Origin of the sequence: Burkholderia sp. Leaf177, from assembly GCF_001424345.1 — a bacterium.
Lineage (GTDB): Bacteria > Pseudomonadota > Gammaproteobacteria > Burkholderiales > Burkholderiaceae > Caballeronia.
In genome coordinates, this window is the sequence record NZ_LMPF01000012.1 from 407973 (window position 1) to 422076 (window position 14104).

The window sequence follows — 14104 nt, forward strand, 5'->3', positions numbered from 1 at the left end:
TCGTGCGTGCGACAGCGTTCATTGGATAGGGACACATGGCTGCTGACGAAGCGCCGGTCGCCGAAGCGACAGCGAGTGTGGACACGGCTTTCGACCTCGTTCTCGAACCCGAGTCCCATCCTGCGCTCGGCTCGATCAGGGTCGACGAAGGACTCGTTGCGATCGGCCGCGCCGAAGCGCCGTTCGCCAGCGGCGAGGCCGACGTGATCGCGCAATTGTCGCGGCGGCACGCGCGGATTTTCGTCGAGCACGGCGTGGCTTACGCGGCTGACCTGGGAAGCAAGAACGGCACGACGGTCAACGGTGTCGCGCTGCGCGAACGTCCCGTGCAACTGAATGCGGGCGATGTCATCGGCTTCGGCGGCAAGCTGCGGTATCGCGTGAACAGGGTGCCCTTGAAAGCGGCAAGGCGGCCCTCCGCAGCGTCAATGCAAGTCACGCTTACGCCCGAGCGCGACGACCTTGGCCTTCAGCCTGTGGAAATCACGCAGTTTCCGTTCTTGATCAGCAAGGCCGACGCGACCTTCGCGCAGCACAGCGAACGCTTTCCGCATCAGGTCAATTATCTGTCGCGCCGGCATGCGCATTTTTTTATCAAAGCAGGCGTGCCGTATGTGGAGGATCTCGGCAGCACGAACGGTACTTTTGTCGATGGAAAACGGCTGGACGATACCGCTTCGCCACTTGAAGACGGTGCGTCACTCGCGTTTGGCGGCAATCATTTTGTCTATCGTGTGAGTGTTCGTCGCGACGAGGAACCACTCGCGAGCCACACGGCCACGGTCACCGGCACGCCGCCTTCGAATACGCCTGTCACGCCCGTGGCCGATCCGGATAAAACCACGTTCGTGACGAGCGCTGATTCGTTCCTCGACATCTTCTGCGTCGATCCCGCGGCGCCTGGCGACGATGAAATCAACTGCGAAATAGTGGCCGATGCCCGTGGCCCTGCGCGCCCTCGTTCGCGGTATCGCGCGGTTCGTTTCGTGGCCGAGCTGCGCGAGGCGCTGGCGGGCGGCCCTCGCGACAAACGGGGCTTCGGGCGCAAGACCGCGTTCGGCGCGTTGGCACTGGCGCTACTCGTCGTGCTCGGCGGGGGACTTTACTGGCGTGGAGCGGCCGAGCGCGATCTCGGCAATCTGATGCGCAGTGGCGACTATCGCGCGGCCGCGAAGGCATCGGATGCCTATTTGAAGGGACATCCCGGCGACGCGCTGGCGGCCACGCTCGGCACGGAAGCGTCGCTCAAGGGCTATGTTCCGGAGTGGCTCGCCGCTGTCCAGTCGCGCGACGCGCGCAAGGCGCAATCGGTGATCGGCGAGATGCGCTCGCTCGCGGCGGGCAACCGCGATGCCCGTGTGCTGATCGATGAACTCGACTGGATGGGCCGCCTCGAAGACTTCGCCACGGCGCCGGGTCGCGAGCGCGCAGACCCGCCTATCCGCATCTACGCCGACGAAGACAAGATCGGCGAGCTTTTAAAACAGTGGGAAAGCGATCCGGGCGGGCATCAGCGCAGGCTCGACCGGATCGCGTCGAGCGTGCCAGCGTTCCGCGAGTTTTATGCGTTTGCGCTCAGCCATCTGCGCAAGCTCGAAAGCGATGACTCCGTTTATCTTGCTGCCATCGAAAGGCTGAAAACGAGCATTGCAACGACGCTGTCCCAGGACGACGCGAGTTCGCTCGAAGGCGAGATCGCCGATTACGCCGATAAATATCCGCGCCTGGCCGGACTCGACGCGTTGCAGGCCGACCTGCACCAATATCTCCCGCTCGACGCCGCGCTGCGTGCCCGCCGGATCGAACCGCTGATCGCGGCGATGCGGCAGGCCCACTTCGTGACTCCGCCGTTCAAGGAGCGTTTGCTGCAGTTGCAGGCGAGCGCGTTGCCTTCGCGCGAAACGTCGCGTCGCTACGGTGCGGCCGCCGATGCCTGGCGTGCGGGCAAATCAGCGGATGCACTCGCCATGCTTGCGTCCATTCCGAATGATTCATGGAGCGACGCGATCCGCGCCGATATCGCCCGCAAGCGATCGCTCGCCGACAACTACGCGCTTCTGCAGAAAGCGCGCGGCACGCCAGGCTACGACGAGCGCATGCTGGCATTTTCCGAGTCGCTCGATCCCGCTGCCGACGTGTGGTTCGGCAATGCGATCGCGCCGGACATGGCGGCGCTTCGGCAAAAGGCGCTGGCGAGAGCCGACCAGTGGTTCGCCAGCGCCCAGGCCGCATGGACGCAATATCGCGCGAACGGAGCTATCGGCGGCGAAGAGCGGCTGGAAACGGGCGTGTCGGCAACGTTTCGGAAGCAGGCCGCGCTGCTCTCCGGCGCGCTGGCCGACGCCGGGCGCGCTGCGCGTCTGTTGCACCAGCTCAAGTCGGAGCGCGCGGTCCAGGCCGACCAGGCGCTGGCGCCGATCGCGGCGGAAGCGGATTTGCAACGGCGTTCGCTCACGCAACTTCGCATGGTGCTGGAACCGGGCGTGCTCGCCGCGAAACTCGCGCTGATCGGGCCGGGTGTATCGAACCAGGGAGGCGCCAGTGAAGAACGACCTACCCCTTAAGTCCTTCGCGGAGTCGCTCGGCGACCATGGGGTCGAGGGCATCGAAATCCTCACCGCAGAGCCTTGGCGGCTCACGCAGGCGCTGATCTACACGATGGCCGCGCTGGTCGCGAGCGCGCTTGTCTGGTCGTTCGTCGGCCGGGCGGATGTGATCGTGACGGCATCGGGAACACTTGCTCCGGAGTCCGAAGTTCGCCGCTTCTATGCACCGATCGACGGTGAACTCGCCGATCTCTACATCGCCGAGGGACAGCCCGTGCGCAAGGACGACGTCGTCGCGCGGCTCAATGCGCGCGGCGCGATCGAGGCGGCGACCAACGCGCTTGAAGCGCAACTGAAACTGGATGACGCCGAGCGCGACTGGAAGGAGTTCCCGGCGAAGAAGTTGCTGATGGAGCGCAAGGCCGCGGCGCTGAAGGACCAGATGGACGTGGAGGAACATCTGCACCAGACGCGCGTGGCGGAAGGCACCACCAGGCTCGCCGAAGGACAGAAGGCGCAACTGGCCGAAGCGCGCAGCCAGCTCGACAATGCCCGCCGCGCGCGCGACGCGGCGCGCCAGGAACTTGATCGCTTCACGCGGCTGCTCGCGTTGCCGGGCGGCGGCGGGGTATCGGAGATTCAGGTGGAGGCGAAACGCAACGCCTACATGGAAGCCGACAGCGGCCTCAAGATCGCGCAGTCGCGTCTCACAGAACTAGACTTTCGCCTGAGCCACGACTACGCGCAGGCAAAAGCGCAGCTCGAGACCAGCGGACAGGAATCGATGAACCTCAAGCTGCAATACGAATCCGCGATGCGCGAGATCGCGAGCGCCGGCGACAAGTTGCGGCTGCAATTGCAGACCGCGCGCCTGGTCGCGGAAGCGGCGGACCGGATCCGCTTCGAGAACATCGACAAAGACAACTTCCTGCTGATTCTCGCGCCGGTCTCGGGCGTGGTCACCGACGTCACGTCCACTCAGGCAGGCGACAAGATCCAGGCCAACACGCCGCTCGGCGGCATTGCTCCGCAGGACGCGCGGCCCGTGCTCAAGATCGAGATCGCCGAGCACGATCGCGCGTTCCTTCGCGAGGGGCAGGCCGTCAAGCTGAAGTTCAATGCCTTTCCTTACCAGCGCTATGGATTGATCGACGGCACGCTCGAATTCATATCGCCCGCGACCAAACCCTCCGCGCAGAACAAGCAGCCGGTCTACGAAGGACGCGTCACGCTCGCGCGCGATTACTACGAGGTCGCGGGGACGGGCTATCCGCTGCGCTATGGCATGAGCGCGACCGCCGAGATTGTCGTGCGCGAGCGGCGGCTGATCGATCTCGGGCTCGACCCGTTCCGTCAGTTGGCGGGTTGAATACGGTTGAATACGGTTGAATACGCTTGATCGATGTTTCATGGGAGAAGAACCGACATGACTGGGATCGTACGAATCGATAACGAAGTCGTCGACACCGACGAGTTCATCCGCGTGCTCAAGCTTACCGGCCAGTTCGAAGGCCTGGTCGAACAGATCGTCCGTGACAAGCTGACGGTGAGCGCGGCAAAAAAACAGCGCGTGGAAGTTACGGACGACGAAATCCAGATGCGCGCGGACCAGTTCCGGCGTGTGCGGAGCCTCCATCGCGCGGCCGACATGAACCGTTATCTCGACGCGCTGGCTGTGAGCCTCGACGAGTTCGAGGCGTTCATCATCGACACGCTTTATCAGGAAAAGATGCTCGCGCGCATTGGCAACGACGACGAGGTCGAGGCGTATTTCAAGCTTCACTCGCCGCGCTTCGACAGCGTCGAGGTCAGTCATATCGTGCTGGAAACGCCCGACCAGGCGAAGGAAATGATCTCGTACTTGCGGGACGAGCCGGAGAGTTTCGCCGAGATGGCGCGCGAGCATTCCATTGCCGACACACGCGGCGCGGGCGGCGCGATAGGACGCGTGCTGCGCGGCTCGCTCGCGCCCGAGATCGAAGCGAAAGTCTTCAACGCTGCGGCGGGCGATCTGCTGGGACCGTTTGCGACACCTAGCGGCGACGCCTGGGAAATCTTCGCCGTGACGGAGCGCCATCCGGCCGCACTCGATGCCGACGTCGCGCTCGAAATCAGGCGCCTCTTGCGCGACGCGTGGCTGCATGCGCGTGCGCAGGAACACGTGATCGAGGCACAGTAAAGCCATGGACGTGCCGGAAAAATTGGAGTCGCACGCGGCGTTTCTGGCGTCGGTGGAAATCCTCTCGCCCTTCACGCCCGACGAGATCGCGGGTTTCGCCGAACATGCGCAATCGCGCGTCTACGCGTTTGGCGAAAGCATCTGCAACGCAGGCGATCCCGCCGATGGTCTCTACGTCATCAAGGCGGGGTCGGTGCGTATCTTCACCGAAGAGCACGGCAAGGAAATCAGCATGGGCGTGCGGCGCGAGCGCGAAGTCTTCGCCGACATCGCGATGCTGCGCGAATACCATCACGAATCGTCGGTGCGCTCGTCCGGCAAGACCGAGCTGCTGTTCATCCCGCGCAGCGTGATCGAGCCGGCCGCCGCGCGCAATCCGGCAGCGCTCGCGTTTGTCACGAGCTACGTGGCGATCAGTTCGGCCGGTGGTTTTGTCGCGAAGCTCTTCGACCTGCGCGGCAAGATCGACAAGGCGGAACTGGAGGCGGCGGTGCGCAGCGTGGGCGTGAAGCGCGTCGCGGCCGGCAAGGAAATCCTGCGCCAGGATTCGCGCGACGACCGGCGGCTCTACGTCGTGCGTCAGGGCGAAGTGCGCATCGTGCGTACCGAGGGTGCGATCGAATACGTGCTTGCCACACTCGGCCCCGGCGAAGTGTTCGGTGAGAAGGCATGTCTGCTGCGGCAGGAGCAGGGTGCATCGGTGGTCGCGAACGTCGATACACGCTTGATCGTCGTGCCCGAAAAAACAGTGCACTTCGCGCTGGAACGTAATCCGAAGCTGCGCGAAGTGATGGAAGAACGCATCCGTCACGCCGAGCGCGAGCTGCTCCGAAAACGCAAGCTCGAGGAACGCCGCTCACTGCCCGCGATGCTCGACTTGCATTCGAAGCCCGCGTTGGGCGAGCATGTGATCCGCCGCTTCGCGTGGGTGCAGCAGGCGGAGGAAATGGACTGCGGCGCCGCGAGCCTCGCGATGATCTGCAAACATTTCGGTATCCCGATGACACTCGGCAAGCTGCGCGAACTCGCCAACGTCACCACGCAGGGCGCAACGCTCGACAGCCTCGCGCGCGCAGGCGAAGTGCTCGGCTTCACCACGCGCGGCGTGCAGTGCACGTTCGAGTCGCTGCGCGGCTTCGAGGTGCCGTTCATTGTCCATTGGGAGGGTTATCACTACGTGGTGGTCTACGGGACTTCGCCCGACCAGGTGTGGGTGGCCGATCCGGCGACTGGGTTCAGGAAGATGGGCGTGGAGGAATTCGAGCGCGGCTGGAGCGGTACATGCCTGCTGTTCACCGCGCCGCCCGATCTCGGCGCGACTGCAACCGGGCAATCGCCGTGGGTGCGTTTCGTAGGTTATCTCCGGCCTTACCGCAAGATACTCGCGCATCTGTTTCTCGCTACGTTTGTGATTCAGGTGCTGGGCGTGATCCCGCCTGTGATCATCCAGAACATTCTCGACGGGGTGATCGTTCACCAGAACGTTAGCTTGTTGCACCTGTTGATTGGCGGGCTGATCATCTCGAACGTGTTCTCGCAACTCATGTCGACCATTCGTGCGTACCTGGCGAATTTCATGGTGCGCAACATGGACTTCGCGATGATGTCGCAGTTCTTCCGTCATACGCTGTCGCTGCCGTTTTCCTTTTTCGCCAAGAGAAAGAGCGGCGACATCTTCGCGCGTTTTCAGGAAAACCACACCATTCGCGCGTTCCTCACCGAATCGACAGTTACGACCGCACTCAACCTGCTGATGATCTTCATCTACTTCACGATCATGTTCCTCTACAACGTGAAGATGACGCTGCTGCTGATCGGCTTTGTCATACCGATCATGTTGGTGACCGCGCTCGCAACCCCGCGTCTCAAGAACTATGCGCGCGAGTCGTTCGCGGCATCCACGGAGGCGAAGTCGTTCCTGATGGAAGCGCTCGGCGGTGTCGAGACCATCAAGGGCATGGGCATCGAGCGAACCGTGCGCCTGAAGTGGGAGAAGAAATACGCGAAGTCGCTGGAGGTGCAGTATCGCGCGCAAGGTTTCGGCATTGTGGTGTCGCTTGCAAGCCAGGTGCTGAACACCGCGACCACCATCGCCATTCTGTGGGTCGGCGCGAACATGGTGCTGGCGCACGAGATGACTATCGGGCAACTGATCGCGTTCAATGCCTTCATGGGCAGCGTGCTGACGCCGCTGATGGGGCTGATCGGCATGTGGAGCCTGCTTAACGACGCCGGCGTCGCAATGGAGCGCCTGGGCGACGTGCTCGACATGGAGCCGGAGCAGAAGGCCGCCGATCTTGGCTCGCGCATCATGCTGCCCGACCTGCAGGGCGAGATTTCGCTCAAGGACGTGTACTTCCGCTACGACGGCGCGGACACGGCTTATGTGCTCGAAAATATCAGCTTCGACATCCGGCCGGGCGAGATGATCGCCATCGTGGGGCAAAGCGGTTCGGGCAAGACCACGCTTGCGAAGCTGCTGGTCGGTTTCTACGAGCCGACCGAAGGCAGGATGACCGTGGATGGCTACGACCTGAGCAACATCGATAAAAGCGTTTATCGCGCGCAGATTGGCTACGTGATGCAGAGCAACCTGCTGTTCTCGGGGACGATCGCGGAGAACGTTGCGAGCGGCGACGAGACGCCGGACCGGCGGCGCATAGAGGAAGCCGCGAAAATGGCCGACGCGCACGGTTTCATCAGCAAGATGCCGCTTGGCTACGAGCAGATCGTGGGCGAGCGCGGCATCGGCCTCTCGGGTGGACAGATCCAGCGGCTGTGCATTGCGCGGGCGCTGTATCACGACCCGCGCCTGCTCGTGTTCGACGAAGCCACTTCCGCCCTCGACACGCAATCGGAAAGCAACATCCTCGGCAACATGCAGGACATCCTGAAGGGACGCACGGCGGTCGTGATCGCGCATCGGCTGAGCACCATCATGCGCGCCGACAAGATCCTCGTGCTCTACGAGGGCGCAATAGTGGAACAAGGCCGGCACGACGAACTCGTCGCGCGCCGGGGCATGTATTACCAACTCGTGCAGAAACAATTGAGCGCCGCATGAAGATACTCGACGATATCGACGACCTGCCCACGGGTCCCGCAACCTCCTACGCCGCAGTGCTGGAGAAGCTCGAAATCATGCGCTCGGCGTTGCGCTGGTCGTCGCGCATGGAGCGCCCGGAGATCGAGAAGCTGCTCAAGCAGGCGAGCGTTTTGCGCGATGAAGTCATGCAGCTCTCGCATCGGGAGCGCTTCGTGCAGGCAGCGGGCGCAGAGCCGGCGCGCGCGCGGGCGTCCGCAGGCGAAAGGAGACAGGCGCTGCTCTCGCGCAGCTTCGTGTTCGAAGGCACATTCGGCGACAACCCGAAGCTGCTCGAAGCGCTGGAGATTGCCGAAAAAGCGGCGCCGACCGACTTGCCCGTTCTGGTCGATGGAGAAAGCGGCACCGGCAAGGAACTGATGGCCAAGGTCATTCATGCAAATGGATCGCGTGCGGACAAACCGTATATCTCGGTCAACTGTGGAGCGATCCCCGAAAACCTGCTGGAGTCCGAACTATTCGGTCACCGGAAAGGTGCGTTCACAGGTGCGGCGAATGATCGGCGCGGCAAATTCGAAAGCGCGCACACCGGCACCATCTTCCTCGATGAAATCGGCGAGTTGCCGCTCGCTGGACAAGTCAAGCTGCTGCGCGTGCTGGAATCGCACGAGATACAGCGTGTGGGATCGGATGAACCGATCGCCGTGGACACGCGCATTGTCGCGGCCACGAATCGCAACTTGCGGCGCATGAGCGAGGAAGGGCGTTTTCGCGAGGACCTGTTCTACCGGTTGAGCGTGATCCACCTGACCTTGCCGCCCTTGCGCGAACGTCGCGATGAGATCGCCTTGTTGCTCGCTTATTTTGGTGACGAAGCCGCCGCCGCGCTCAAGCGCCGCCCCTGGAAAATGACGCAGCGCTTGCGCGAATTCCTGCGCAGCTACGAATACCCGGGCAACATTCGCGAGCTGCGCAATATCGTGTATCGCATTGCATGTCTCGCGCCCGAGATTGCAGATGTTGAACATCTGCCCGCCGACATTCGACCGGGACAGTCGAGCCTCGTTGCGAACAGCATCATTGCGGGCGCTACGACTCTCTCAGACGCGAAGCGCACCGCGAGCGACGAAGCGGAGCGCGCGTTTCTGGAGCGTGGCCTGCATGAAGTGGGTGGCACGGTCGCAGAGCTCGCACGCCGGTTCGAGATGAACCGTTCGCACGTGCAAATGCTGCTCAAGAAACATGGGCTGCATTCCAAGGACTTCCGCAACCAGGTTGTGGCGCCTGCCGGAAAAGAAACCTAGAGAGCAGGGTTGATCTGCGTGCGATCCGCGCACGCAAGATCGTGCGCCTCGACGACCACCACGGACGTGTTGTCGCGGCCGCCGCGCTGCAGCGCCATATCGATGAGACGCTCGGCTGCGAGCCGGCAATCACCGGCCGCCAGTTGCGCGCCGATCTCTTCGTTGGATACTTCGTTAGTCAGGCCGTCGCTGCACAGCAGAAAGATGTCGCCATCGATTGGATCGATACGTTCTTCATCCAGATCGAGCGTACCGGTCGCGCCGACTGCGCGCGTGATCATGTGTTTCGCCGGATGACGATGCGCCTGTTCGGGCGTCAACTGACCGCGCGCCATCAGTTCCTCGACCTGGCTATGGTCGTGGGTCAGTTGCCTGAGCAGTCCTTGCCTGTAGAGGTACAAGCGGCTGTCTCCAGCCCATAGAATGCCGCAGGTCCGTTCGCTCGCGATCAGAACCACCACCGTGCAACCGATGCGCCGGACCTGCCGCCGCGCAGCTTCCATCTGCAGTTGCGCATTCACCGATACCAGCCGCGCGCGCGTTTCGCGCATGCGCAACGCGAGCCCTGTGTCGCCGGTCTGTCCGAGCACATGGTCGAGCGCTTCGATTGTCAGCTGGCTCGCAAAGTCGCCGACCGCGTGGCCGCCCATGCCGTCCGCGATGCTCCAGGCACCGTGCTCGGGCAAGTCGAGACACGCGTCTTCGTTGACGCTTCGAACGTGCCCCGGATGGCTCAGCGCGGCCGATACCCAGCGGAATTGCGCGCACGCGTTCATGGCATCTCCGGCCAGCTATCAGGCGCGATTGACGCTGCGTTCGTCGGGGCTTACGGCGATGTTCGAGTTCGCGCCGCTGTTGTGGACATCCACGTTCTGGAACTGGTTGATCATCTGCGCGGCGTTGAAGGTGTTGTTGGTTTCGAAGATATTGACCACGGGTCCCATCGACGCACGCTGATCCACATACGGTGTGATCCAGCCATATACCCAAGGCGCGCCGCTGCCGCGGATATCGCGCATCGCGGCGCGATCGAGGGTGATGTCGTGAGGCAGGTCGTTGATGGTGAGGGTATGCACGGTAGTTCTCCGGTTAGATGATCGTCAGGCTTTCTGATGCAAAGCTTATGCCGGGCGGTGCATTCTTGCGTCTTTGCCTTATGTGTATTGGGACGCGCCCCGCAAGACGCTGATTGAACGCCGCTAGCGGAGCCTGAATTCGTTGGGCCGGCGCTGACACTTTCATTGTCGATCCAACAGTCGCCAAGGTGACGTTTCCAACCCAACACCTGGGTCCTAAAAGTGTTGGTTTTCAGCCAGCTAAATCAGAATCCGATAAGGCATCCGAAACGTCCAGAGCCCTATTCTGCGGGCTTCCTGCGCTATTGGCCCAGTTGATGCAATGACCTGGTCAAGCGCCGGGAAAAGCACGACACACCGTTGTCATCCCGGCCTCCGCTCATCTCAGGAGACGACGGCCATGCCGGGCATTTTTCTATCGACGATTCTTGCATGCATCCGCAAGCCTGCCCATGGCGCCGCACCGGATTTTCCGCTCGTTGGCGAACCGGCGCCCGGTGCCCATCTCGTCACGTGCCGTCCCGGTTATGAACATCACGGCATCTACGTAGGCGAAGGCCGCGTGGTGCATTACGCCGGGTTTGCCTGCTTTCAGCGGCGCGGTCCCGTCGAGGAAACCACGCTGGAGCAATTCTCGGCGGGGCATGCAGTCATCGTACGCAGCCACGCGATGGCCCGCTTCACCGGCGACGAAGCCGTGCGGCGCGTGCGCTCGCGTCTGGGCGAGAACCGCTACCGGTTGCTGACAAACAACTGCGAGCACCTGTGTGCCTGGGTGATATCGGGCGAGAACCGCAGCACGCAGGTGGAAGCGTGTCTTGTGCATCCACGGCTTGCGTGCCGCGTAGCGGTGCGGTTGGTGCGAGGTGCGATCGACGCAAGAAGCCGCGACGCTCTCGTCGCGATGTGATTCATGGATCTGCAAGTGGCAACTGAACAGAGGAGAAATATCATGGCCGCATTTCAAAGCTCGTTGCACGCAATAGTGGACAAATGGCTTGCGCCGTCGGCCGCCCGGCCGGTTCGTCGGGTGCTGCATGGCAGGATCGCGGGAAATCGCGCGCGTTACGTGCGCGTGGAGGCGATCCGCGCGGGCGAGGGCACGTCGCTGATGTTCTTCAAGCACGACGATGGCTCGTGGCAAGTATTCCCACCCGCAGCAACGCGGATGATGATGAGCGCACAACGGTTTGCGATGTAAATAGCGCGGGACTTAATGCGCTTGGTTTAGCCCAAATGTGCTGGCGCGTCGCGTAGAAGGATTCGGAACAAATTACCGTGCACTTGGACCGAATCGGAAGTTTTTATATGTAAGACATATGATAAGTCGTCCTTTCGCGGGTAAACTCGCATGCGGTAGTGCCGGGGGAGCTTGGCAATGCCGTGCCGGACCTGAGAGAGAGATCATCGTGATAGCTGTCCGCGTAGACGGGTGCACGCGGAATCCCCGTCAAACGACGCTAAGCTGGCTGAGTTTCAGGAATTGTTTTCGGTTTTTAATAGAACTGCGAAGGGAAGCTTCCTTTGACCTTTGCATAAATCGCGTAAGTAAGCCGACCTTGTCAACTGTTTGCGTCTGGTCATAAAGGTTGAGATTTAAGGTCTTACAGCTGTCGCTACACACTGAACAATCAAGATGTCGCAACAGGCGTTAGCGTGATGCCAATGGGCGTCAGCGTTACATCTCGCTACCGATCAGCTCGGCAAGTTGAGCTGAGCTGATTGATAACCTGACGTCAAACACACATTCGCCTGCTCTAACGTGTCCCGGGATATCTATAATCCCAGACGCCGTGAAGTCAGATGACCGGACGCAGCCCGCGCACCGGGCTCACGGCTTCAAGCAACGACGCGACATGAAGAATGGTCGATTCCGCTTGCCACTTGCCGACAATCTGCACGTTGATCGGCAAACCTTCCTTGCTTGTCCCGAACCGCATTGCTACTCCCGGCAGACCAGTGACATTGAGCGGCACGGTCGCGCCCTGAAGGTATCTGGCGTCCACCGTCTGACCGTCGATGACAAACTCCTCCACGCCATGCTTGTGAGCCGGAATCGGCAACACGTGGGTGATCAGCGCGTCATATCGAGTGAAATAATCGGCATAGCCGTCGCGGATGCGTTCCGCTGCCTGCTCCGCTTCAATGTAGTCCGACATGGACGTGTCCGGAAGCGACAGCATCGTTTTCGACATCTTGAACATCATGTCTCGATGCCCGGCCGTCGCTTCAACGAATGCGGGTTTCATCTCCATGATGTGCAGCTTGTTGAACACGTCGAGCGCGAAATCGCGTTCGAGCGCGGGAATGCTCACCTGCTCCACGACAATGCCAATATCCTTCAGCGCCTCCGCAGCGGCGCGTACAGTCGCCGCCACTTCCGGATCGACCGGACCGTAGCCGGGGCCGACCATCCAGCCCACCCGGATCGGGCGATAAGACTCGCGGCCAATGCCGGTATCGAATGGGACTGCGCTGCTCGCAAATGCGTCTTTTCCGTCAGGTCCCGCGAGCAATGAGAACGCAAGCGCGATGTCACGAACCGAGCGCGCCATCGGGCCCACATGCCAGAAGCGGCGCGGCGCGCGCGGCCAGATGCCGGTCATGGGAACACGACCATGAGTCGCTTTCATCGAGGTGATGCCGGTTTGCGCGGCCGGGCCACGCACGGAAATGGCGAGATCGGTGCCCAGACCAATTGGCGACATGCCTGCAGCTATGGCCGCCGATTCACCGCCGCTCGAGCCGCCCGGCGTACGGGTCAGATCCCAGGGGTTGTTGGTTGCGCCGGTCAGCAGATTGTCGCTTTCTATCCAGTAGGAAAACTCAGGCAGATTGGTCTTTGCGAGCAGGACGCCGCCCGCTTTTTTCAAACGCGCGACGCTGGTCGCGTCGGCATCGGGGCTACGACCCTTGAAGATCGGCGAACCGCGCTGGGTCAGCACGCCGGCGGTGTCGATGGAATCCTTCACGGTGAAAGGCACGCCATGCAGCGGCCCGAGTTCTTCGCCTGCCAGCACTGCGGCTTCTGCCGACTTCGCGGCGTCGAGCGCATTGTCGGCGAGGGTGACGATTGCATTGATCTTGGGATTCACAGCATCGATACGGTCGAGATGCGCTTGCATGACCTCGACTGGCGATACTTCCCTGGTACGGATGAGTTCGGCAAGTTTGGTGGCGTCCTGGAAGAAAATTTCGGTGCTCATGGGATCCTCTCGATTTTCAGGCTGACAACACGGTGTCAGAAGTTGACTACCTAACGTTCGTTAGGTTGAACGATAGGCGCTATACTAGACCCGGTCAATAGTTTTTTGAGGGGGACTTGTGGAGAAGCAGGCAAGCATCAGTTCGAGCGACCGGATTGTATTGGTCGCAACAAGAATCGCGCAGGCACACGGCTATGGCGGTTTGAACCTGCGCGCGCTCGCCGAAGAAGTGGGTATCAAGGCGGCCAGCCTTTACCACCATTTCCCGAGCAAAGCCGACCTGGCCGCAGCGGTTGCAAAACGCTACTGGGAGGATTCGGCCGCGACGCTGGAGACGTTGTCAGCCACGATTCCGGATCCCGCTGACTGTCTGCGCAGATATCCGGAGACATTTCGCAAGTCGCTGGAGAACGACAATCGCATGTGTCTGAGCAGCTTTATGACGGCCGAGTACGACGATCTTCCGGACGTGGTGAAGAAAGAAGTTCAGACGTTTACCGACGTCAATGTCGCGTGGCTGTCAAAGGCTCTCGTGGCGGCCGAGATCGTGAGTTCCAGGGATGCGAAGAAGCGGGCAAGGGCAATATTTGCCGCAGTCGCAGGCGCGCAACTGATGGCGCGAGGCCGCTCCGACATAACGCTCTTTGATGCTTTGATCGAGAGTTATAGCGCGGCCGGACTTTTGCCGGCTTGAGAGATGCAGCACGAGTGCCGCGATGCGCGCTTGAAATTACATCGTGATCGGCGGCA

Annotated in this window: 11 protein-coding genes; 8 read left to right on the forward strand and 3 right to left on the reverse strand. The window is 61.6% G+C overall.

The annotated features are described in order from the left end of the window. Positions 1-35: 35 nt before the first annotated feature. The 5 genes from ASG35_RS12715 to ASG35_RS12735 are packed head-to-tail and all read left to right on the forward strand — an operon-like array spanning position 36 to position 9072. Positions 36-2564, forward strand: coding sequence for an FHA domain-containing protein (locus tag ASG35_RS12715; protein WP_056357183.1), 2529 nt, complete (start codon positions 36-38; stop codon positions 2562-2564). Further along, complete coding sequence (locus tag ASG35_RS12720; RefSeq protein ID WP_056357186.1) at positions 2542-3915, forward strand: HlyD family efflux transporter periplasmic adaptor subunit; 1374 nt, start codon at positions 2542-2544, stop codon at positions 3913-3915. Before ASG35_RS12715 ends, ASG35_RS12720 begins: the two co-directional genes overlap by 23 nt. 57 nt (positions 3916-3972) lie before the next feature. Next, positions 3973-4725 carry a peptidylprolyl isomerase gene (locus ASG35_RS12725; RefSeq protein WP_056357189.1) on the forward strand — a complete coding sequence of 251 codons (753 nt, stop codon included), beginning with the start codon at positions 3973-3975 and terminating at the stop codon, positions 4723-4725. A 4-nt stretch (positions 4726-4729) separates the two neighbouring features. Then, complete coding sequence (locus tag ASG35_RS12730) at positions 4730-7789, forward strand: ABC transporter transmembrane domain-containing protein (RefSeq protein WP_056357190.1); 3060 nt, start codon at positions 4730-4732, stop codon at positions 7787-7789. Continuing rightward, positions 7786-9072 (forward strand): sigma-54 interaction domain-containing protein, encoded by a 1287-nt coding sequence (locus tag ASG35_RS12735; protein WP_056357194.1) that lies wholly within the window; start codon positions 7786-7788, stop codon positions 9070-9072. Before ASG35_RS12730 ends, ASG35_RS12735 begins: the two co-directional genes overlap by 4 nt. Here the strand turns inward: ASG35_RS12735 and ASG35_RS12740 are convergent. Together ASG35_RS12740 and ASG35_RS12745 are read right to left on the reverse strand one after the other, a co-directional pair. Beyond that, the gene (locus ASG35_RS12740; RefSeq protein WP_056357197.1) at positions 9069-9848 is read right to left on the reverse strand and encodes a PP2C family protein-serine/threonine phosphatase; all 780 of its coding nucleotides are present in this window, start codon (positions 9846-9848) and stop codon (positions 9069-9071) included. The genes ASG35_RS12735 and ASG35_RS12740 overlap by 4 nt on opposite strands. A gap of 18 nt (positions 9849-9866) precedes the next feature. After that, entirely contained in the window at positions 9867-10091 is a 225-nt protein-coding gene (locus ASG35_RS12745; RefSeq protein WP_442854831.1) for a hypothetical protein, read from the reverse strand. Positions 10092-10548: 457 nt separating this feature from the next. Here ASG35_RS12745 and ASG35_RS12750 point away from each other — a divergent pair, with 457 nt between their 5' ends. Together ASG35_RS12750 and ASG35_RS12755 are read left to right on the forward strand one after the other, a co-directional pair. Beyond that, positions 10549-11058, forward strand: coding sequence for a lecithin retinol acyltransferase family protein (locus ASG35_RS12750; protein ID WP_056357202.1), 510 nt, complete (start codon positions 10549-10551; stop codon positions 11056-11058). A 42-nt stretch (positions 11059-11100) separates the two neighbouring features. Beyond that, on the forward strand, positions 11101-11349 hold the full coding sequence (locus ASG35_RS12755) for a hypothetical protein (protein WP_056357204.1): 249 nt from the start codon (positions 11101-11103) through the stop codon (positions 11347-11349). A gap of 598 nt (positions 11350-11947) precedes the next feature. Here the strand turns inward: ASG35_RS12755 and ASG35_RS12760 are convergent. Continuing rightward, positions 11948-13354: an amidase gene (locus tag ASG35_RS12760; RefSeq protein WP_056357206.1), complete on the reverse strand. Its 1407-nt coding sequence runs from the start codon at positions 13352-13354 to the stop codon at positions 11948-11950. 118 nt (positions 13355-13472) lie between these two features. Between ASG35_RS12760 and ASG35_RS12765 the strand changes: the two genes are divergently transcribed. Then, on the forward strand, positions 13473-14048 hold the full coding sequence (locus ASG35_RS12765; protein WP_056357208.1) for a TetR/AcrR family transcriptional regulator: 576 nt from the start codon (positions 13473-13475) through the stop codon (positions 14046-14048). Positions 14049-14104 lie beyond the last annotated feature (56 nt).